This is a genomic window from Azospirillum formosense (assembly GCF_040500525.1).
Classification (GTDB): Bacteria; Pseudomonadota; Alphaproteobacteria; order Azospirillales; family Azospirillaceae; genus Azospirillum; species Azospirillum formosense_A.
Genome location: NZ_CP159403.1, coordinates 153,140 through 174,951, shown reverse-complemented (window position 1 = coordinate 174,951; position 21,812 = coordinate 153,140). Strand labels below are relative to the sequence as shown.

Sequence of the window (21,812 nt, the reverse complement as noted above, 5' to 3'; positions counted from 1 at the left end):
AATTAAATTTCTACGATGGCGAAACGACGAAATTTTCGCTCAAAACGGCGATCATTTAACCGAAAACCGGTTGATCATCAGCCGGAAGCCGGTTGATTCGGGGGTGAGGAATGCGACAACGGGTCGCGCTGCGTCGCAACATGAGACGACGCTGTTATCCAGCCGTCCGCCCCTTCAGCCGCACATGGATCAGGCCGCTGCCGGTGGGGTCGGAGCGGTCGGGCTTGACCATCGCCTCCAGCAGCTTCTCGTCGCTCGACCAGTAGGGCACGTACCACAGCCGGTCCACGTCCATGACCAGCACCCGATGGGTCTCCGCGTCGTAGGCGCCGAGCGGCGCGATGTGGCCCACCGTGGCGTCGCCGGTCAGCGTGCCCTGGTCGTAGGCCAGCAGGATGATGTCGCTGTCGTCGCGCTCGTTCTCGTCCAGGATGCGGCGCAGTTCGCCCAGCGTCTCCGGCGAGGTGTCCTTCGGCCGGAAGACCTCCACCGTGGCGTCCAGCCCGAAGGCGTCCACCGACTTCTGGACCAGCCCGGCGAAGTCGGCGAAGGACACGCCGTCGCCATTCTCGGCGGTGGCCGCCTTCCACCCGTCGTCATCCACCTCGTTCAGCACCCGCGCCTGGGTCACCAGCCGGTTGGACGAGAGCGGCGGCAGGCCGCGCAGCGCGTTGATCATCATCGCCACGCTGGCGACCGAACAGGCGCTGCCCGTCTGCTGGGCCGTGTAGTAGGGCATCATCGCCCAGAAATCCGGCGCCTCGGCCCGGCGCAGATAGCCGCGGTCCTGGGTCATCGGCACGGCGTCGGGACCGAACTTCGGCTTGGTCTCGCTCTGCGCGTCCTGTGCCGCGGCGGGCGGGACCGCCAGACACGCAAACGCGCACAGCGCCAGCAGGGCCGGGCGGAACGGTGCCTTCATCACCGGCGTCTTCCTCTTTGGTGTCACGGTGGATGCCTCTGCCGGCCCTGTCCTGCCGGCGTTATCCTGAGGGTGTGGGCCTGGGCGGGATGCTCTGCGGCACGAGCGCCATGCAATTCTGCACGACCGCGGCGCAGGCGCCCAGCGACGACGCCCGATAGACGAGCTGCTCGACGGCCCCGTTCCTCAAGGTGAAGGTCGCTTCGCACCGGTTGTCCACCACGTCGCCAGCCCGCGGAGGATAGTAGTCCCACGGGTCGTAGTCGAGCCCGCGATGGCGCCAGCCGGGATAGCCCCACGGATATCCCCACCCGTAGCCCACCGGCGGCGGCGGTGGGGCGTAGTAATCGATGGAGCCCGCACGGTAGGTGAAGAACTCCAGGGCGCCGCTGGCCGCCTGCCGGTGCGGCACCCCGGCGCAGGACAGCAGCGTTCCCTTGGGCATGCCGACCAGCGCGCTCTGGGCGGCCAGCGCGACGTCGGCCCGGGGATCGGCGCAGCCCGCCAGCCCCCCGGCCGCGGCGAGCAGAAGGATGGCGGCGGACCGCCGCAGGGCGTGTGGATGCGGGAGCACGGGCGGAGCCTCCTTCCCCGGGGACTGTCCCGGAAGAACAAGCCTCCGCCCGCTTTTGATCCCGCTCAGGCTACGGCTGGGCCGGGGATCAGGCGTCCCAGAAATGCGGCATGCCGTCCGACGCCGTGTAGCCGCTCTGGCCGATCATCGCCCAGTCCAGGTCATGGATGCCCATGGCCAGCGCCGGGGAGTTCGGCTGCAGCGAGTAGTCGCCCCAATAGGGGTTGTTGAACAACGGCTTGCCCGTCACGTCGTTGTCGCCGTAGCGCGGCACGTTGTGGACCAGGTTGCGGTCGATCACCGGGTTTCCGGCGGTCAGCAGCTCCATGTAGTCGTCCAGCGGCAGGGTCCCGCTGATGACGTTGCCGGTGATGGTGTTGTTGCGCGGCAGGCCGGGATCGCCGTGCTTGGGCGCCCAGCCGACGCGGATGAACTCCTCGACGTTGCTGGCGATGATCGAGAAGTTGTTGGTAACGAGGTTGTTGTCGCCGCCGTGGATGTGCACCCCGGCCAACCCGGTGTCCTTCAGGAAGTTGCCGGTCACCGTGACGCCGCCAGCCATGTCGTCCAGATAGATGCCGAAGCCCTTGTGGTTGGTCAGCCACTGGTCGGTGTTGCTGGTCGCCAGCCCGCCGACATGCTCCACCCAGTTGCCGCGGATGATCGTTCCGGTGTCGACGCTGGACCGGCCCAGCACCTCGATGCCGCCGCCGTCCGCCGTCTCCAGGTTGGTGTTGGTGACGCGGTTGTACTCGATGACGTTGTTGCGGTTGATGTTGGTGGAGTCCCAGTTCTTCAGCGAGATGCCATAGCGCGCGCTGGAGTCCACGTCGTTGTGGGCGATCAGGTTGTTGTCCACCCCGGTGCCCATGATCCCGGCCACGCCCTTGCGCACCTCGCCGACATGGGAGATGTCGTTGGCGTAGATGGTGTTGCCGTTGCTGCGCCCGTCCAGCTCGATGCCGTTGACCGCCAGATGGTCCAGCGTGTTGCCGCCGACGAGGTTGTTGGAGGACGCCGCGGTCAGCTTGATCGCCGTGCCGACGTTGAGGAAGCTGTTGTTGCCGATGCTGTTGCCCGACGCCCCTTTCAACTCCACCGCGTAGCCCCAGGTGGTGGTGTTGGTGAAGCCCAGCCCCTCGATGGTCACGTCGCTGCTGCCGGTCAGGCGGATCAGCGTGCCCAGCCGCGCCACCTCGACGCCGTCCTGCGCCAGGGTGGCCGGGTTCTCCGGCTTGAACACCAGCGACTTGTCCGAGGCGCGCCACGCGAACTCGCCCGCCTGGTCGACGAAGGACGGGTTGTTCAGCAGCTTGTAGGTCGTCCCCTCGGCGAAGGGCAGCGAGGTGCCGTTCTTCAGCGTGATGGTGCGGGTGGCGTCGTTGACGCCGGCGATCTCGGTCAGCGTGTCGGACAGCCGCTCGGCGTCCATCAGCTGGATCTTCATGCCGGGGATGATGTCGCCCGACGACATGTCGCCGGTGTGGTAGCGCACCGACCAGCCGCTGGGGCCGCCGTTGGCCGCGTCGGCGAAGTACCAGCCCGTGGTGGTGGGGTTGTCGGCGTCGACGATTCCCTTGCTGGCCAGCGTCTGGCGCACCCCGCCGATGGTCAGGTCGAGGTCGGTCGCCTGCGACAGCTTCGCGGAATAGATCCCCTTGCCCTCGCTGACGAAGTTGGTGACCTTCTCCGCCCCGTTCAGCACCGGCGTCTCGCCGGGATAGTTGCGGAAGCTGTGGCCGTTGTCGGCGCTGGTCAGTTCCAGCGTCTTGGTCAGGCGGTAGGTGCCCTCGCGCACATAGGTCGTGTCGACGTTGCTGTCGCGCATGGCGTCGCGGGCGCGCTCCAGCGAGGCGAAGGGGCCGTCGGTGCCGTCGGCGTTCGGCGCGGACAGCTTGCCCGACCACGTGTCCTTGCCGTTGGCCGCGACGTAGAAGGCCGGGCCGGTCGGCGCCGCCGGGGGCGGATCGGCCGGGGGTTGGAACAGCGACGCCGGGGCGTCCACGTTCAGGGCGCCGCCCCAGAAAAGCCCTTCCTGGCCCTTGACCACGTCCTTTCCGTCCACCGCGCCCTTGTCGTAGGTGACGATGGGGTCGGTCGCCGCGACGGTGTGGCCGTTGATGGAGACCGACTTGACGAACAGGTTGCGGTCCTGGCCGTTCACCACGGAATCATTGTCGTAGTGGATCTGGATCTTGTGGGCTTCCTTGGCGTCCAGATCGACGGTGAAGCGGAAGGGCTGCGGGTCGCTGGAGGTGGCGCGGCCCTCGCCGACCACCTTGCCGTCGACCAGCAGCTTGAAGTGCGGCGCCACGCCGCCGGCCGACTGGCCCCAGGCGTTGACGACGATGTCCGTCGGCGTCAGCTTGGCCGGCGGCGGCGGGGGCGGCGGCGGGACGTAGGGGCCGTCGAAATACTCCTCCGGCACGCCGAAGGTCAGGGCACCGCCCCAGAACAGCCCCTCCTGGCCCGCAACCACGAACTTGCCGTCCACCGGCCCCTTGTCGTAGGAGGCCATCGGGGAGGTCGATTTGATCTCCTGCCCGTCGATGGTGATGCCCTGGACGAACAGGTTGCGGTCCTGGCCGTTGACGGTGGCGTCGTTGTCGTAATGGATCTGGATCTTGTGGGCCTCGTGGGGGTCCACATCGACCTTGAAGGTGTAGCCGGTCGGGCTGGTCGCGCTGACCCAGGCGTCGCCGACCACCTTGTCGTCCACCAGCAGCTTGAAATGCGGCGGCGTGCCGTTGGCGGCGGCGCCCCAGGCCTTCACGACGATCTCGGTCGTCATGGTGGCCGGCGCCTCGGGCTCCGGCTGCTGGGCGCTGGCGAACATGGTCTTGGGCAGGTCGACGTTCAGCGCGCCGCGCCAGTACATCTCGGTCTGCCCGGCGATGACGTTCTTGCCGTCGATGTCGCCGGTGTCGTAGGTCACCAGCGGGTCGATGCTGAGGATCGGTTTCCCATTCACCTCGAACGACTTGACGAAGAGGTTGCGGTCCTCCCCGTTCACGGAGCCGTCGTTGTCGTACTGAAGCTGAAGCTTGTGGGCCTTGTCGGCCGGAACGCGGGCGTTGAAGGTGTAACGGCCCAGCGACGCCGACGCGACGGTCGCCTGCCCGATCTCAACCCCATCCAGCCGCAGCACGAAATGCGGCCACTTTCCGCCTGCGGGTGCGCCCCAGGCGTTCACCGTGAAGGTGACGTCCATCAGTTCGGTAGTTTCGGCAGCCATCTCGGACCTCATGGAACTCTAGACCAACGTCTTAGCCCAAAGGTTGAGGTCCCCCGCTTAACGGAAAAATAAGAATCTTGGTAAAGATTCTACTAACGACGCGGATTCCTGTGACATAAAGAGGCTTCCAGAGGCCGTCCAAAAATGTTTGCACATTGCCAAGAAAGTCTAGGTATAGACAAAAATACTCGTTCCTGGCCGAGCTTGAGCTTGACCCCACCCTGTCAGCTTCGTCACCTTCGCCGGCCTCTTCCTCTTCATGCTCATCCGCTGTAACAACGGCGGCCTGAACTTCGGCTGAAGGACCCTGCCAAGGACATCCGGCCGATCGGCCAATTGCCGTCCCGCCTCGATCACGGCATAGCCGTGCCGGACGACCTCAGTCGCCGTGCACCGAAACGCGGCCACGCACAATCAGGACGCCATGGCGTGGCCGGCGCCTACTCCGCCACGGCGTCGCCTGCCTCGTTTCCCCCACTCCATTCCCGAACGAGGCCGTACGCCACGGCAAGCAGCGTCGGGCCGAGGAAGATGCCGATCAGGCCGAAAGCGACGAGGCCGCCGACGATGCCCAGGAAAATGATGATGAAGGGAAGATCGCTGCTTCGACCGATCAGGATCGGGCGCAGGATGTTGTCGAGGCTGCCGACCAGCAGGCCGACCCAGGCCACCAAAAAGATTGCCATGCCGGTGCGGCCCTGGCTGGCCAGCCAGATCGCGGCGGGCAGCCAGATCAGCGCCGGCCCCATCGGCACCAGCGTCAGGAAGAAGGTGATGAAGCCGAGGAGCAGGGCGCCGGGAAGCCCCGCGATCCAATAGCCGAGGGTGGCGGCGATGGCTTGCACCAGCGCGGTGCCCAGCACGCCATGGACGACGCCGTTGATCGTCTCGGCGGCAACGTCGAGGGATTGCCGCGCGCGGGCGCCGGCGATCCGCCCGACGATGCTGCGCAGACGGAGCACGGCGGTGCGGCCGTCCCGATAGAGAAAGAAGGCGATCAGGACGCTCAGCGCGATCAGGGACGTTCCCGAGAGAAGATGGCCGCCGCTCGCCAGGACCCAGTCGCGGATCTGGCCGAAATAGGGCTGCAGCGTCATGCGCAGATTGGCTTCGCCGCCCAGCAGCACGCCCCACGTCTCCTGCAGCCGGTCCCCGAGGATCGGGAGGCCGACCACCCAGTCCGGCAGGGGTGGAAGCCCCCGGTCCATGGCCGCGTGAGCCGCTTCGTAGACCCGGAAGACATTTTCCGACAGCTTCATTCCGAGCGCGACGAGAGGCCCGACGAGAATCGCCATGATCATCAGCGTCATGATCGCCGCCGCCAGCGTCGTGCGGCCGCCGAGCGCCCGCTCGATGCGCCGATGCAGCGGCCATGTGCTGAAGGACAGGATGACGGCCCAAAGGATCGCCGCGATGAAGGGGCGCAGCACGACGAAACAGCCGATCAGCAGGACCAGCATCATGGACAGCACGAGCGCCTTGCGGACATAGCTCATCTCGTACCGCTCCGGGACCTCCGAGGCGTCGGCGTGCGGCATGAACCGGTCGTGAATGAAGTCCGCCATGGCTTCTGTCCCCTTCAGCGCGCGATGGTCCGGGCGCCGCCCGACGCGCGTGGCGCGGTGCGGAGCCGCGGGTGGTCACACACCGCTCGTCACTCCCTTGGTCGGCGCCGGGCCCGGCGGGTGCATGGCCCCGTCATACCGCGGCTTGGCGCGTTCCTCCGCCGCCGGCTCCCGGATGCGGAACCAGGCGACGTAGAGCGCCGGCAGGAAGAACAGCGTCAGCAGGGTCGCCACGATCAGTCCGCCGATGATCGCGTAGGCCATGGGACCCCAGAAGACCTCCGGCGCGATGGGGATCATGCCCAGGCTGGCCGCCGCCGCCGTCAGCAGGATCGGCCGCACGCGGTGCATGGTGGCGTTGATGACGGCGTCCCAGGGATGCTCCCCGGCCTCCAGATGCTCGTCGATCTGGGCGATCATGATGACCGAGTTGCGGACGATCATCCCGATCAGCGCGACCACGCCCAGAATGGCGACGAAACCCAGCGGCGTCCCGGTCGGCAGCAGCGCCGCGACGACGCCGATCAGGCCGAGCGGCGCCACGCTGATGACCAGGAACAGCTTCTGGAAGCTTTGCAGCTGGATCATGAGGATGGTCAGCATGACGAAGATCATGATCGGGAAGACGGCGGTGATCGAGGCCATGCCCTTGGCGCTGTTCTCCACCGTGCCGCCCGCTTCGATGGAATAACCGGGCGGCAGGCTGCGCCGCAGCTCGTCCACCGCCGGGGCCAGCTGCTGCACCACCGTCGCGGCCTGCAGCGGGGGGACCAGATCGGCCTGGACGGTGATGGTCGGCAGGCGGGTGCGCCGCCAGACCACCGGCTGCTCCAGGTCGTAGCGCATGGTCGCGACCTCGCCCAGCGGCACGGTGCGGCCGTCCGGAATGGCGATCTGGAGGTTGCGCAGCGTCTCGATGGAGCTGCGCTCCGCGTTGGTCGCCTGGGCGACCACGTCGATCAGGTAGATGTCGTCGCGCACCTGCGTGAAGGCCGCGCCCGACACCGTGGCGTTCAGCGCCTGGTTGAGCGACTTGGAGCTGATCCCCAGCAGGCGGGCCTTGTCCTGGTCCACGTCGACCCGCACCACCTTCGACGGCTCGTTCCAGTCGTAGTTGACCAGCAGCGTGTAGGGGTTGGTGCCGATGGTGTCGGCCATCCGGGCGGCGATGGCGCGCACCTCGCCCACGTCGGGCCCGGAGACGCGGTACTGGATCGGCCAGCCGACCGGCGGCCCCATCTCCAGCGGGCTGACCCGCGTGTTCAGGTCCGAGAAATTCTCGTTCAGCACCTTTTCCAGCCGGGCGCGGACGGACTCGCGGACCTTGTAGCCCTTGGTCACCACCACGGCCTGGGCGAAGTAGTCGTTGGCCAGCTGCACGTCGAGCGGCAGGTAGAAGCGCACGGCGCCCTGGCCGATGTAGAAGCTCCAGTGCTCGACGTCGGGGTCGGCCGCCAGCACCTTTTCGAAGCGGTCCACCACCTCCTCGGTCGCCCGGATCGAGGCCGTCTGCGGCAGGGTCAGGTTGACCAGCAGTTCCGGACGGTCGGAGGCGGGAAAGAACTGCTGCTGGACGAAGCGCAGGCCGAAGACCGACAGGCCGAACAGCAGCAGCGTGGCGAGGATCACCAGATAGCGCGCCCGCATGGCCAGGCGCAGGCTGCCCCGGAACGTCCGCATCAGGCGCCCCGGTTCGCTGCCATGCTTCGCTTTCATGGTCTTGGGCAGCACGTTCACCCCGATGAGGGGAGCGAACAGGACCGCCACGATCCAGGAGAACAGCAGCGCCATCGCCACCACGGCGAACAGCGTGAAGCAGTATTCCGCCGCACCGCCCTGGGCGAAGCCGATGGGGATGAAGCCGGCCACGGTGATCAGCGTGCCGGTCAGCATGGGGAAGGCCGTGGAGGTGTAAGCGAAGGTCGCCGCCTTATCCAGGCTGAAGCCCTCCTCCAGCTTGGTGATCATCATCTCCACCGTGATCATCGCGTCGTCCACCAGCAGGCCGAGAGCGATGATCAGCGCGCCCAGTGAGATGCGCTGGAGCGTGATGTCGAAGAACTCCATGCCGATGAAGGTCATGCCCAGCACCAGCGGGATGGAGGTCGCCACCACCAGCCCGGCGCGCAGGCCCAGGCTGATGAAGCTGACCACCAGCACGATGACGACCGCCTCCTTCAGCGCCTTGGTGAAGCCGGCGACCGACTCTTCGACCACCACCGACTGGTTGGCGACGAGGTGGACGCCGATGCCCACCGGCAGGTTCGCCTCGACCTGCCGCATCCGCTCGCGGATGCCCTCGCCGAAGGTCAGCACGTTGCCGCCGGCCGCCATGGAGATGATCATCCCGATGGCCGGCTGCCCGTTGTAGCGGAACAGCGGCGACGGCGGGTCGGCGTAGCCGCGCCGGATGTCGGCCAGATCGGCCAGCCGGTAGAATTTGTCGTTGGCGCGCAGGCTGATGGCGCGCAGGCTGTCCTCCGACGTGAAGGCGCCGCTGACCCGGACCGAGATCTTCTCGTCGCCGGCCTGGACCACGCCGGCCGGGGCCACGGCGTTCTGCTCCTGAAGCTCGGCGATGACCTGCTCGCGGTCGATCCCCATCGCGGCCAGCTTGCGCGTCGAGAAGTCGAGGTAGATCCGCTCGTTCTGGACACCGACGAACTGGACCTTCCCGACGTCGGGCACGCGCATCAGATCGGCCCGCGCGGTCTCCGCGTAGTCCTTCAGCTCGCGGTAGCTGAAGCCGTCGGCGGTGAAGGCGTAGACCGTGCCGAAGGTGTCGCCGAACTCGTCGTTGAAGGCCGGCCCCTGCACGCCCTGCGGCAGGGTGGCCTTCATGTCGGCGATCTTCTTGCGGACCTGGTACCACAGGTCGGGCACCGCCTCGGCCGGCGTGTAGTCCTTCAGGTTGACGTAGACGACCGAGACGCCGGGCTTGGTGTAGCTCTTGACGTAGTCGAGATAGGGGATCTCCTCCAGCTTCTTCTCGATCGGGTCGGTCACCAGCTTCATGGTGTCCTCAATGGTGGCGCCGGGCCAGTTGGCCTGGACCACCATGGTCTTGATCGTGAAGGCCGGATCCTCCTCGCGGCCGAGGCGCATGTAGGCCATGCCGCCCGCCAACGTCAGCGAGATGATCAGGTACCAGACGAAGGAACGGTGGCGCAGAGCCCACTCGGAGAGATTGAAGCCGGTCATGGTGCCGCCGCCGTTTCGATTTTCTGGTTGAACCGGACCCGCTGGCCTTCGCTCAGGCTGTGCACGCCGGCGGTGACCACGACGTCGCCGCGGGTCAGGCCCTCGGTGACGATGACCGGGCCATCGGTGTCCCCGGCACCATCCCTGGGCCGGATCGCGACCGGCTGGCGCCGGACGGTCTGGGCCTTCGGGTCGACGAGCCAGACGAAGCTCCGCCCCGCCTCCTCGAACAGCGCCGTTCCCGGCAGCTCGACCACCGGGGCGGGCGGCTGCTTCAGGCGCCCAATGACGGTCGCGCCGAGGCGCAGGGCGTCGAGCGGATTGTCCAGAGCGATCCGGACGGTGTGGGTCCGGGTGACGGGATCGGCCTGGGGCGAGATCTCGCGGACGCGGCCCACCGCCACGATGTCCGGCGCGCCGGCCAGAGAAACCTCGATCACCGGGTCCTTCGGCGCCGCCCGGATGCCGGTCTCGGCGACGTTGAAGACGGCTTCGCGCTCCTCCGGCTGGGCGACGCGCACCACCATCTGGCCGGCCTCGACCACCTGTCCGGGCTCGGCCCCGATGGTGGTCACCACGCCGTCCCGGTCCGCCCGCAGTTCCGTGTAGCCGACCCGGTCGCGGGCCGATTGCAGCGCCGCCTGGGTGGCGACGACCTTGGCGTCGGCGGTACGCATCGCCAGCAGCGCCGCGTCGTACTGCGCCTGGGGGGCGTTGCCGTTGGCCAGCAGCTCCCGCTTGCGGGACTCCTCGTTGCGCGCCTGCACCTGATCGGCCTTGGCGGAGGCGAGGTTCGCCTCGGCGGTCCGCAGCGCGTTGCGCTGGTCCTGGTCGTCCAGCCGCGCCAGCACGTCGCCGGCCTTGACCAGACTGCCGGCATCGACCTTGCGCTCGATCAGCTTTCCGGCGATCCGGAAGCCAAGGTCGGCGTCGGCCCGCGCCTCGATGGTTCCGGTGGCGGACCCGCCCATCCGGAAGGTCACCGGCTCCACGGTGACGGTCCGCACCGGGCGGATCACCGGCGCCGCGTCGGCGTGATGGCCGCCCTGCGGCTGGCAGGCCGCCAGCGCCGGGACCAGCGCCAGCAGCGCCACGAGAAGCGGGGTCGCGTGCGGACGCCGCAAGGTTGGGGGCCGCAGGGTCGGAGACCGCGTGGATGGTCGCGCGATGCGGGTCATGCGCCGCTCCCCTGCTTGATGGTGACCTTCTGGTCCGGCCGCAGCTTCTGGACACCGCCGACCACCACCAGATCGCCGTCGTCGAGGCCGCTGGAGACGGTGACCGTGCCGGTGTCGTATTGCAGGACGGAGACGGGGCGCAGGCTCACCGTGTCGGCCGGCCGCGCCACGACCCAGACCGCCGGCTTTCCACTCTCCGTCTGAAACAGGGCCGAGGACGGCAGATTGACCACCGGCCGCGCCGGCAGCTTGGCCCGCCCGACGACGGAGGAACCGAGCAGGAAGGCGTCGGGGGCGTTGGGCAGGGAGACCTTCACGGTGTAGGTCCGGGTCACCGGATCGACCCCCGGAGACACCTCGCGGATCGTGCCCTCGGTGACGGTCTTGGCGTCGTTGACGAGCCGCACCTCGACCGGCGGCAGGCCTTCCCGCCCCTCCAGCCGGATGCTGGCGCCCGGCACCTGGAAGACCGCTTCCCGCTCGTTCGGGTCGGCCAGCCGCAGCACCGTCTGACCGACGGCGACCACCTGGCCGGGCTCCGCCATCTTCGCCGTGATGACCCCGTCGCGGTCGGCGCGCAGTTCGGTGTAGGACAGCGCGTCCCGCGCCGAGCCCAGCTGCGCCTCGGCGGAGTTCAGCTCGGCCTGCGCCTGCTGGAAGCGCTTCTGGGCGTTGTCGTACTGGACCCGGGTGGTGAAGCCGTTGGCGAGCAGGGAGCGCTGGCGCTCCTCCTGCGTCCGGCTCTGCTCGACGGCGGCCTGAGCCGCCGCCACGTCGGATTCGGCGGATCTCACGGCGTTGGTCTGGTCCTGGTTGTCCAGCCGCGCCAGCAGTTGCCCGGACGTGACCGCCTGCCCGACCTCCACCAGCCGCTCGACCACCTTGCCGCTGACGCGGAAGCCGAGGTTGCTTTCGTGGCGGGCCTGGATTTCGCCGGTCAGCGCGGCGGTGCGGTCGAACTGGCTCACCTGCACGGGCAGCGCGCGGATCAGCGTCGCCTCGGCCGGCGGCGGCGCCGGCTGCTCGCAGCCGAGAAGCAGGAGGCCGGCGAGGATCGCCGACCGGGATGTCCCACACCCGGAAGACCCAAACCCGGATAGCCAGCACATGATGCCTCTCTCCTTCTCGGGACCCCGTCACGCGGAGCGGTGGCGGCGGAGGATGGCGCGGGTGTGGAGCGCGATCATCCGTTCCTCGTCGGTCGGGACGACGCAGCCCTTGACCCGGCTGTCCGGCGTCGTGATGCACAGCGCGTTCGCGGCGTTGGCCGCCTCGTCGAGGTCGAAGCCGAGCCAGCGCGCCCGCTCCGCGATGGCCTTGCGGATGGCCGGCGCCCGTTCGCCGATGCCGGCCGTGAACACGAGCCCGTCGATGCCCCCCATGGCGGCGGCCAGCGCCCCGATGGCGAGGCTCGCCCGGTAGACGAAGCAGTCCAGCGCGAGCTTGGCGCGCGGGTCGGTGCTGGCCAGCAGATCGCGCACGTCGTTGCTGACGCCGGACAGTCCCTTCAGGCCGCAGTCGTGGTACAGCAGCCGTTCGATGGCGCGGGCGTCCATGCCCTTGTCCATCAGGTACAGGACCACGCCGGGGTCCAGCTGCCCCGGCCGCGTGCCCATCGGCAGCCCGTCCAGCGCGGTGAATCCCATGGTGCTGTCGACGCTGCGCCCGTCCCGGATGGCGCACATGCTGGCCCCGCTGCCGAGATGCGCGACGACGACCCGCCCGCCGGCGATGCCGGGGACGAGGTCCGGCAGGCGCCCGGCGATGTATTCGTAGCTCAGGCCGTGAAAGCCGTAGCGCCGCACACCCTCCCGGTGGAGGTCGTCCGGGATGGCGTAGCGGTCGGCCGGTTCGGAATGGTGCCGGTGAAAGGCCGTGTCGAAGCAGGCCACCTGAAGCACGTCCGGCAGGAGCGTCCGGATCGCCCGGATCGGCGCCAGATTGTTCGGCTGGTGGAGCGGGGCGAGCGGAACGTAGGTCTCCAGCGTCCCGATCACCGCGTCGTCCACCGCCACATGGCGGTCGTAGGCCGGCCCGCCGTGAACCACCCGATGCCCGACCGCCACCGGCATGGCGCCGCCCAGCCGCTCCCGCAGCCACGCGCCGAGAAAGGCCAGCGCACCGGGAACCCCGTCGCCGGACTCCGCCGACAAGGGAACGCCGCCGTCCCGGCTGCCGCCTTGGACGATTAGCCGAGGCGCCGTGCCGATCCCCTCGATCCGGCCGCGCAGGCGCGCCGGCAGCGTCCCGTCCGCCGCGTCGAACAGCTGGAACTTGATGCTGGAGGAGCCGGCGTTGATGACCAGGATCGTCTCGGGGATGGCCGTCTCGGGAATGGTCGTCTCGGTCATGGCGGCCTCACCCCTTCACCGGCTGCTCGATCCGCTGCCGGTGCGCGTAGAGCGCCGCCACGGCGCAGGAGGCCATGCGCGTCATGACGCTGTCGGCCCGGCTGGTCAGCACGATGGGCACCCGCGCCCCCAGCACGATGCCGGCGGCATCGGCGTTCGCCAGAAAGGTCAGGTTCTTGGCGAGCATGTTGCCCGCCTCCAGATCCGGCACGACGAGAATGTCGGCCTGCCCGGCGACCGGCGACGCGATGCCCTTGATCCTCGCCGCTTCGGGGCTGATGGCGTTGTCGAGCGCCAGCGGCCCGTCCAGCAGGCCGCCGGTGATCTGCCCCCGGTCGGCCATCTTGCACAGCGCGCCGGCCTCGACGGTGGAGGGGATCTTCGGATTGACGGTCTCGACCGCCGACAGGATCGCCACCTTCGGCTGGGGATTCCCCAGCGCCCGCGCCAGATCGATGGCGTTCTGGATGATGTCGCGCTTGTCCTCCAGGGTCGGCGCGATGTTCACCGCGGCGTCGGTGATGAACAGCGGCTTGGGGTAGGTCGGCACGTCCATGATGAAGACGTGGCTGATGCGCCGCTCCGTCCGCAGCCCGCTGTCCTTCCGGGCCACCTCGCGCAGCAGCTCGTCCGTGTGCAGGCTTCCCTTCATGAGGAGCTGGGCCCGCCCCTGGCGCACCAGCTCCACCGCCGTTGCGGCGGCGGCGTGGCTGTGCGGCACGTCCACGATCTCGTACGGGGCGATGTCGAGACCGGACTCGGCGGCCACGGCCCGGATGCGCGCGGCCGGCCCGATCAGGATCGGCGTGATGAAGCCCTGACGGGCCGCGTCGACGGCGCCGCCCAGGGACGAGGCGTCGCAGGGATGCGCCACCGCCGTGGGGATGGGCGAGACCGCGCGGCAGGCGGCGACCAGCCGTTCGTACTTTTCATGCCGATGCGCGGGCGGTGGCGGGCTGCCGGCCATGACGCGCCCCCCTCACCAGCGCAGGTACAGGCCGACGTCCCCCGGCATCCCGCCGGGATAGTCCAGGATCTGCGCCCGCAGCTTGTAGCCCTTGGCCCTCAGGTTCCTGTCGAAGACCTCGTAGGCTTCGCGGGCGTAGCCGGTCAGGGAGTCCGGCCAGTCCGGCTCGAAATTGTTGATCGCCCGGCCGCCGTCGGTGCAGTAGCTGCTCGGGAAGCGCGCCACCTGGATTTCCTTCACCCCGCGCGACGCGGCGTCGCGCACCGCGCGCGTGAAGCGCTCCTTGGCGTCGGGGCGGACATGCTGGTTCATGAAGGCTTCTCGGACGGTGTCCTGTTCCTTCATGTGCTTCTTTTCCCGCTCCAGGGCTTCCTGGAGCAGCGCCATCTCGTGCTCCTCGGTGAGCTTCCGGAGTTCGTCGGGCGAGATCAGGTCGTCACCGATGTCGGGGACGGCCGCGGCCGTCCTGGTCTGGTCCACGTTGCTCATGACGCGTTCCCCTTGTTGTTCGTCAGCCTCTTGTCTCGGCGCCGGGTTCACTTGGCCTTCGCGGTGCCCATCGCCCTGCCCTGCGCGTCCGTCCGGCTGAGGTCGGTGGCGGCCTTGGCCAGCGACGACCCGCCGGACCCGGGCAGCACGCGCAGGGGCGGCTCGCGCTCGGCCTCGATGCGCTTCTCCTTGTGGTGCAGGAGGGCATCCACCTGCCGCAGGCGGGCGCGCTGGTCGGGGGTCAGCGGTCCGGAAGCCTCCAGGACGCGCTCCGCCAGCGCCATCACCTCCTTGCGCTCCTTCTCGCCGGGCAGCAGCGTGGGAAGCGCGCTCATCGCCGCGTCCTCGTCCATCAGCATCAGGAAGACCTGCTCGCGGAAGATCGCGCGGGCCGCGTCCACGGACAGGTGCTGGGCGCCGGGCTGCTCCTCGCGGATTTTCCGCAGCATCTGGAAGGCACGCTCGTCGAGGGCGCCCTCGCCGCGCCGCGCGTGGATCAGGACGCGGAACAGCGCCTCCCGCACCCCGCCCTCCTCCACGCGGGCCATGATCTCGGCCATCCGCTTCTCGACCAGGGCTTCGAACGCCTCGTCGCGGACGCGCGGCGGCCGGGCCTCCTCGCCCGGAGCGGCCAGCCCGACCAGAGCCTGAAGGAGCGGTGCGTTGTAGAGGCCCATGAACAGACGTTCGACGGCGCCGTCCCGCGCGTCCCGCCAGCGGTCGAGCCCCTGCACGATCTCATCCGAGATGCGGTTCTGCGCGCTCAGGTACGGGTTGTCCGGGCTGACCGGGCGGCGGTGTTCGCGCACCCAGTCGGCCATGGGGCCGACCGGCGCCATGAAGGGGTTGAGGTGCGAGAACAGGTAATACTGGCCGCGCGCCGGGTTCATCAACCGCAGCCATTCGGCGAAGGGCTCGTTGACGGCCGCCTGGATGGAGGGCCGGGCGAAGGTGGCGTACAGGCCCTTGTTGATGTCCGAGACGCGCGCCACGGCGGCGAAACGCCGGTCGTCCTCCGGCGTGTTGCCGCCGAGCCCGCGGATGTCGTCGAGCGTGCGCGGCTCGAACCGCGTCACGTAGTCCCCCGCGACCAGATCGGCGCCGGGGACGTTCGGGTCCTTCGGCTGGAGGATCATCTCGTAGAGGCCGGGCGGCAGCAGGTCGATGAAGTCGATGTTCTCGACGAACTCCGACGTCTCCTTGCGGGCGACGCGGCCGGACACGAAGATGCCCAGGTGGCCGATGTCGTGATGCAGGTTGTAGACGATGGTCTGCTCGTGCGCCCGGATGTCCTCGACATCGCTGTACAGATCGAGGATCCAGCCCAGCGCCTGTTGCGGCGGCGTGATGTTGTCGCCGAAGGACGCGAAGACGAGGATCGGCGAGCGGATGTTCCGCAAATCCAGCCGGCGCCCGTTCCGGACGATGCCGCCGCTGGTCATCTTGTTGCCGACGAACAGCTCGTCGGTGATGGCCTCGATCTCCTCCCCGTTCATCAGGAAGAAGCCGCTCCACCACTTTTCGAACTCCAGGTAACGGTCCGCTTCCGTGTCAATATGGGCGTACAGATTGTACGCTTTCTTCCAGTAGGTGTTGGCCGGGTCCAGCTTCTCGAAGTTGCCGACCAGATGCGCCCCGTCGAAGCGCCCGTTGCCGAGATCGCTGGCCAGCGCGGCGAGCCAGGAGCCACCATAGAGCCCGCCGAGGTAGCGCATCGGATTCCGCCCCTTCACGCCGGCCCAATAGGACAGCGGGGAGCCAGCGATGATGATCGGCCCCATCAGGTCGGGCCGGACCGCGCTCAGCGCCATCACCGCCCAGCCCGCCTGGCAATTGCCGATGACGCAGGGTTTTCCGTCCGCGCCGTCGTGCAGTTTTCCGACATGCTCGATGAAGAAGGCCTCGGCCTCGCCCACGTCGGCCAGGGTCTGCCCCGGCTCCGGTTCGGGATGGAAGCCGATGAAATAGCAGGGGTGGCCGGCGCGCAGGGCGGTGCCGATCTGGCTGTCCGGCTTGAAGCCGCCGATCCCGGGGCCGTGACCGGCGCGCGGATCGACGATCACGAACGGGCGCTTGGCCGGGTCCGTGCCGACGGCCGGATCCGGCAGGATGCGAAGCAGCATGTAATTGCAGGGCCGCTTCAGCTTCCGCCCTTCCATCACGACCTCGTACGGGAAGGTCAGGACGGGCGGCTTTCCTTTATCGGCATGGTCCATGAACTGGTCGCCGCGGCGCCGCAGGACATCCAGGAACAGGACCCAGCGCTGCATGGCATCGACGCCATAGTCGAAAGCGTCCTGAAACGGGTTGGGAAGATCGAACGGGTTGGGGAATGCGGGCGTCTGCCAACCATCCGCGCCTTTCCCGGCCGCCGTCTCTTCGACGGGCTTTGCCCCAGCCGGTTTTGCTCCGGTCGGTTTTGCTCCGGTCGTTTTTGCTGCGGTCGTTTTTGCTGGTGGTTCGGTGAAAGGGCCAAGGAAGGGAAATGCCGCGGTCCAGGCGGAAAACCAACTCGCCAGCGGCTGCTGTTCCGTCAGGGGACTCACCCGCCGATTTTTCATTGCATGTCCTCATTGGCTGTACGCTTCTGCGCCGGCGCTGCGGATACCGACCCCTGCGGATACCGACCCATGACGAGAACGTGAGAGGCCAAGGCGCTTTGGCTTTGATGCTCTTTGATGCTGGTTGATGCTGGCTTGGACACGGGAAATACTGCACCGCATCATCCGCCGCGTTGAAGCATGCAACTGTTGGCACTGTTACCGTATCAGGCCACCTTCCCCTGATGGCCCATCCTCAAAACAGTGGGGCGGCACCGGCTCCCGGCGGGGGTTCGGGCTATGGATTTTCCATGAATGAGACTCGGATTTTGCAAACCCGACCCGGCGGGCCTTTTCATGATTTTTATTAATCTAACCACGTAATTTTTCTTTTATTAAAAACCAAAGCCTTCTGCATAGGGGATGAATACCATCCATCTTATTGCCATTTCAAAAACAAAGCCCCTTTTCCAAATGACCGATACGGTGAGCGTTACCGTAGCATGACTGCGCTTTGACTGTGGGGAATGCTACCTTCCAAAGCACAGCGTCTTGCGAGCTGAAGTCCCTCCCCGACCTGTGCACACCGTCCATCCGATCGGCTGCCCATCGATTTCGCATGGGCCGTCCGGTTCGTCGGGGAAAGCGTCTCCTGTCCCGAAAAATCCGCCTGCGTTAAGCCGCCCACAAAAAACGCTGGGAGCAAACCATGAAACACCGAACCAAGGCCGCTCTGGCCGTTGCCCTGACGGCGACGGCGATCACCGCCGCGAACGCGCAGATGGGGGCCACTCCCACGGAAACCAATTTTCAGGTCCGGACCACGGGAGACCTTGTGCGGCTGTGCGAAGCCACACCAAACGACCCGACCGGCATCGCGGCACTCCATTTCTGCCACGGCTTCGCCGTCGGCGCCTACCAGTACCATCAGGTCGTGACGGCCGCCGAAGGCAAGCGCCAGCTGGTGTGCGCGCCGACGCCACCGCCGTCGCGCAACGACGCCGTTGCCGCGTTCGTCACCTGGGCGAAGCAAAATCCCAGGCTGATGGACACGCCGCCGGTGGATGGGCTGTTCCGCTTCCTGTCCCAGCGCTATCCCTGCCGCGCCTGATCCCGCCGGCATCCGCTTCCTCCGCCGCGGTCCACGGCCTTCGATCAAGGGCCAACCAGGATGGAAAAGACCATGAAACCCACGCAGTTCCTCCGCGTCGCCGTCGTCGCGCTTCCCCTTGCGGCGTGCGCCGACATGTCACCGACCCAGCAGCGCGCGCTCACCGGCACGACCGGAGGCGCCGCTGGCGGAGCGCTGATCGGCGCCATCGCCGGCAACGCCGGCATGGGGGCCGCCATTGGCGCCGGCGCCGGTCTGGCCGGTGGTCTGCTCTACGACTATCACAAGCGGACCGAGGCTTCGGCCTACCAGCGCGGCGTCCAGCAGGGTTCGACCCAGCGAAGCGGAACTCAATGACCGATGGCGATGGTGCGCTGACGCGAGCGTTCCCGGCGAAGCCGCCTTGGCCGCGTATCCCTAAGGATCGGCGGTCGCGGGCGGCTTGCGCCCGACCAGCGATCTCGACATCCTCGTCGTCACCGCAAGCATCTGGACGACGCTCATGACCGGCGAAATCCTCCCGAAGGATCAGGCCGCCGATTGGGCGCACGTCCGGGCGGCCTATCGCGGCGAGGAGCGGGAGGATTGGAGCGGTCTCGCGCCGGGGCTGCGGCCGCTCTTGAGCGCGTCATCGCGCGCATCCAGACCCTGATGGACGGCGCAGCACCGGGGTTGGCGGGCCGACAGGGCGGACGCGGACGCGCCGTGATTACGCTCGGTGGCCGGGCTCGGTGGCCGGGCCCGGAGCGCTCAGTAACCGGGAGGCGGGGTGACGGTGACGTAGGTGACGTTCCCGTCCACATAGCTGCGGTTGTACCAGGTGCCGCCGCAGCCGTAGTAGCTGACGCCGCCGTACGGCACGACGGTGGGGGTGCAGGGAAGCACCGTCACGTAATTGGGGGCCGCCGTGGCGGCACCGGCGATGAAGCCGGCGGTCGCTCCCACCGCAGCGCCCGCAAGAGCCCACCCCCAGTCGTCGTCATCGTCGTCATAGTGATGACCGTCCCAGTCGTTGGCGATGTTCTGCGCCGCGTAGGCCCGCGATTCCGTGCGCTCGGTCTGGCCCTGCTGGCGGGCTTCCGTGCGTTCGGTCTGGCCCTGCTGCCGCTGCCCTTGCCGTTCGGTCCGCTCCTGCTGGCCCGAAGCGCGCGTGTCGGCCCGGGCTTCCGTGCGCGTCTGCTGCGTCTCGGCGCGCTGCGCGGAACGCTCCGTAGCGCCGGACTGGCGGGACGCCGTCTGAGCGGAGGCCGCCCGCTCGCTCGACCGCTGGGTGGCGCCGGCCTGACGGGCTCCCACCGCCGCGGTGGATCGCCCCGCGGTGGAGCGTTGGGCCGTGGAACGTTGGGCCGTGGAACGTTGGGCAGAAAAGCCGCCACCCGCCGCCGGACCGGACCGGGCGAAGCCCCCGCCGCCCCCTCGGCCGCCTCCGCGACCGCCGCCGCGGGCATAGGCATCCGCGACCGATCCGGCCACCAGAAGCAGGGATGCGGCGATGGAGAAGGCAATCCGCAAAGACGACCTGTTCATTTCGGCGCTCCTTCCGAACCATCGGCCGATCCGCCGGCCGCGTTGCGGCGGACACGGATCATGACCGGAATGCGCTCCGCGCCGTCTGGAGGATGGAAGGCGAGTTGCGCCGGCTGGACGTCCGGGTCGAGGTTCCACTCGGAGAAGTCGGCCCGGTATTGCGGCTCGCCCTCGTCACCCTTGTAGGTGATGGTCACGCGCTGCGGCAGTGGCGGGCCTTCGGTGGCGATCCAGATCTGGAAGTCGACATCCTCGGTCCGCCCCGCCAGATGATCGGTCGGCACCGCCGTGAGCGTGTCCCGCTCCACGTAGTCGAGCGTTTGGAGGCGTTGCTCCAGCTCATCCGGCAGCGTGCTGACCAGCAGCAGCGCCAGGGGCAGCCGCACCCGAAGATCCTGGACCAGATAGCGCACGGCGTCATCGATGGTGCCGGCCCGTTCGATCTGGGCATAGACGTTCTCGTCCACATCGAGCACCGAAATCGCCTTTCCATCGAACGTCACCAGCGACCGCTTCCCGTCGCTTTCCTGCGCTTCGACCCGCAGCCCGTCGGGACGGTTCAGGATAAGGGCGCGCCGCTCGCCGAACGTGATCTTCTCGCCCGTGTCCTGCACCACGTCGTAACTGGCCCGGATGGTCACGGTGAAGCGCTGGGCCTGGGCGAGCGTGTCGGCCATGCGCGTCAGGGCGGTCATCGCCTCGTCGTCGAACGGCGGGTCTTCCGGCTCGTCCTGCTCGACCGCGTGCGGCGGGCTGTCGGACGGCGGCGCCTCGGCCCCGAAGGCCGGCCAGGCCAGGGCGAGAACGCAGAGGGCCGGGCACAGCGCCGACCGCATCAGCCACCTGAGTCCGTTCATCAGCATCCCTCCTGCCCCGGATGCCGTGCCGGCGGCATCGGTGAAAGGCCAGGGATCATTGAGCCGCATGGAGCGGAGCCATTGAAAGTAGCAGCCACGGTCGATGCGGGCCGCTACGGTATCGCTGCCCCGGGTTCAACGCTGCCCCGGGTTCCCGGTGCATCCCCGGTGCATTCGCGAGCAGGCCGACCGCGCAGAAGGGGCGCAGAAGGGGGCCCGAACCTGGGAAAGGGCGGCCGAACGCCGCCGTTGCGGCAAGTACGCTACCGTAACATCCGTTACGGTAACCGGGATCGCGCAAGCCGTCCGATGCACGCGCCCGTCGCCGTAACCGGCGCGCGCTGAACAGCCGGGCCCAACGGCGGGGATCGGCGACATCAGGCTACCGTAGAATACTCGTCAGAGACGGCGTCTCGGGCTACAGGACTTGGCTGTCTTGGCTGCGGACGGCAGCGCACCACACCGTACGGCCCTATTTCCACGACCCTATTTCCACGACCCCATTTCCATGGCCCCGGATCCGCACCCCCGGTGTCGCGCTTCGAAGGCGGCGCCGGGGCATGCCCCACAAGACAGCCGGACAAAGACAGCCGGGCAAGACAGGAGGACAGCATGAAGCGTCGTGCAACCTTGCCAACGGTCACCGCCGCCGCAGCGGGCATCCTCTGCGGCGTGCTCCTGGTGCCGGGCACCGTTCCGCATCCGGCGGCGGCGCAAGGCAGACCCGTTCTGACGAACGTCATTCCGGAAAGTGCCGCCGTCACGCTCCAGGCGAAAATCACCGGCATCGACGCGGCCAAGCGGAAGGTCACGCTGGCCGGACGGTCGGGCACCCCGATCACCGTCATGGCCGGGCCGGCGGTGCGCCTGGAGATGCTGAAGGTGGGAGACACGGTCGACGCGCAATTCTACCGCTCCGTGGCCTTCATGGTGTCCCAACCCGGCGCGCCCGTGCCCGAGGACGAGGTCCGGCAGGCGGTCGCGCGCTCGGCCGAGGCGCCGGGCGGCATCGGCGTGCAGGTGACACGGCTCAGCGGGCTGGTCGTCGGCATCGACCTCGGCGCGAACAGCATCGACCTCGTGAATCCCGACGGCGGCGAGGTCTACACCGTCAACGTGACGGACCCCGCCCGTCAGGCGAAGCTCCCCTCGCTGAAGGTCGGCGACACGATCACCGCCGTCGTCAGCGAAGCCCTCGCGGTGTCGATCGAGCCGGCGCGCAAGAGCGTGTTCTGAACGGCGGTCCTCGCGGACGCATTCGAAGAGCGTGGGCGGAAAGCACGGGCGGAGAGCAT

Annotated in this window: 17 protein-coding genes; 4 read left to right on the top strand and 13 right to left on the bottom strand. The window is 68.2% G+C overall.

The genetic code is table 11. From position 1 onward, the window contains the following. Positions 1–154: 154 nt before the first annotated feature. The 11 genes from ABVN73_RS13910 to ABVN73_RS13860 form a co-directional block, all read right to left on the bottom strand. Positions 155–922 (bottom strand): phytochelatin synthase family protein, encoded by a 768-nt coding sequence (locus tag ABVN73_RS13910; protein ID WP_353860259.1) that lies wholly within the window; start codon positions 920–922, stop codon positions 155–157. A 61-nt stretch (positions 923–983) separates the two neighbouring features. Next, positions 984–1,496, bottom strand: a complete 513-nt coding sequence (locus tag ABVN73_RS13905) for a hypothetical protein (RefSeq protein WP_353860258.1) — start codon at positions 1,494–1,496, stop codon at positions 984–986. Between the two features lie 88 nt (positions 1,497–1,584). Next, entirely contained in the window at positions 1,585–4,731 is a 3,147-nt protein-coding gene (locus ABVN73_RS13900) for a carbohydrate-binding domain-containing protein (RefSeq protein WP_353860257.1), read from the bottom strand. A 440-nt stretch (positions 4,732–5,171) separates the two neighbouring features. Continuing rightward, on the bottom strand, positions 5,172–6,296 hold the full coding sequence (locus ABVN73_RS13895; RefSeq protein WP_353860256.1) for an AI-2E family transporter: 1,125 nt from the start codon (positions 6,294–6,296) through the stop codon (positions 5,172–5,174). Positions 6,297–6,371: 75 nt separating this feature from the next. After that, positions 6,372–9,497 (bottom strand): efflux RND transporter permease subunit, encoded by a 3,126-nt coding sequence (locus tag ABVN73_RS13890; RefSeq protein ID WP_353860255.1) that lies wholly within the window; start codon positions 9,495–9,497, stop codon positions 6,372–6,374. Then, complete coding sequence (locus tag ABVN73_RS13885) at positions 9,494–10,621, bottom strand: efflux RND transporter periplasmic adaptor subunit (RefSeq protein WP_353860254.1); 1,128 nt, start codon at positions 10,619–10,621, stop codon at positions 9,494–9,496. The genes ABVN73_RS13890 and ABVN73_RS13885 overlap by 4 nt, the downstream gene beginning before the upstream one ends. Positions 10,622–10,671: 50 nt before the next feature. Continuing rightward, the gene (locus tag ABVN73_RS13880; RefSeq protein WP_353860253.1) at positions 10,672–11,784 is read right to left on the bottom strand and encodes an efflux RND transporter periplasmic adaptor subunit; all 1,113 of its coding nucleotides are present in this window, start codon (positions 11,782–11,784) and stop codon (positions 10,672–10,674) included. 27 nt (positions 11,785–11,811) lie between these two features. After that, positions 11,812–13,026, bottom strand: coding sequence for an acetate/propionate family kinase (locus ABVN73_RS13875; RefSeq protein WP_353860252.1), 1,215 nt, complete (start codon positions 13,024–13,026; stop codon positions 11,812–11,814). A 7-nt stretch (positions 13,027–13,033) separates the two neighbouring features. After that, positions 13,034–13,993: a bifunctional enoyl-CoA hydratase/phosphate acetyltransferase gene (locus ABVN73_RS13870; protein ID WP_353860251.1), complete on the bottom strand. Its 960-nt coding sequence runs from the start codon at positions 13,991–13,993 to the stop codon at positions 13,034–13,036. Positions 13,994–14,005: 12 nt separating this feature from the next. Beyond that, the gene (locus ABVN73_RS13865; RefSeq protein WP_353860250.1) at positions 14,006–14,482 is read right to left on the bottom strand and encodes a hypothetical protein; all 477 of its coding nucleotides are present in this window, start codon (positions 14,480–14,482) and stop codon (positions 14,006–14,008) included. Between the two features lie 47 nt (positions 14,483–14,529). After that, complete coding sequence (locus tag ABVN73_RS13860) at positions 14,530–16,752, bottom strand: DUF3141 domain-containing protein (RefSeq protein WP_353860249.1); 2,223 nt, start codon at positions 16,750–16,752, stop codon at positions 14,530–14,532. A 979-nt stretch (positions 16,753–17,731) separates the two neighbouring features. On the opposite strand from ABVN73_RS13860, the gene ABVN73_RS13855 reads away from it, so the two are divergent. From ABVN73_RS13855 to ABVN73_RS13845, 3 genes are all read left to right on the top strand, one after another. Next, positions 17,732–18,133: a Rap1a/Tai family immunity protein gene (locus ABVN73_RS13855; protein WP_353860248.1), complete on the top strand. Its 402-nt coding sequence runs from the start codon at positions 17,732–17,734 to the stop codon at positions 18,131–18,133. 72 nt (positions 18,134–18,205) lie between these two features. Next, positions 18,206–18,490, top strand: coding sequence for a glycine zipper family protein (locus ABVN73_RS13850; protein WP_353860247.1), 285 nt, complete (start codon positions 18,206–18,208; stop codon positions 18,488–18,490). A gap of 85 nt (positions 18,491–18,575) precedes the next feature. Then, complete coding sequence (locus tag ABVN73_RS13845) at positions 18,576–18,785, top strand: aminoglycoside adenylyltransferase domain-containing protein (protein WP_353860246.1); 210 nt, start codon at positions 18,576–18,578, stop codon at positions 18,783–18,785. A gap of 98 nt (positions 18,786–18,883) precedes the next feature. Here ABVN73_RS13845 and ABVN73_RS13840 read toward each other — a convergent pair whose 3' ends face one another. Then, complete coding sequence (locus tag ABVN73_RS13840; RefSeq protein ID WP_353860245.1) at positions 18,884–19,429, bottom strand: hypothetical protein; 546 nt, start codon at positions 19,427–19,429, stop codon at positions 18,884–18,886. Positions 19,430–19,656: 227 nt separating this feature from the next. Continuing rightward, positions 19,657–20,517: a DUF2092 domain-containing protein gene (locus ABVN73_RS13835; RefSeq protein WP_353860244.1), complete on the bottom strand. Its 861-nt coding sequence runs from the start codon at positions 20,515–20,517 to the stop codon at positions 19,657–19,659. Positions 20,518–21,129: 612 nt separating this feature from the next. Here ABVN73_RS13835 and ABVN73_RS13830 point away from each other — a divergent pair. Beyond that, on the top strand, positions 21,130–21,753 hold the full coding sequence (locus tag ABVN73_RS13830) for a hypothetical protein (RefSeq protein ID WP_353860243.1): 624 nt from the start codon (positions 21,130–21,132) through the stop codon (positions 21,751–21,753). Positions 21,754–21,812 lie beyond the last annotated feature (59 nt).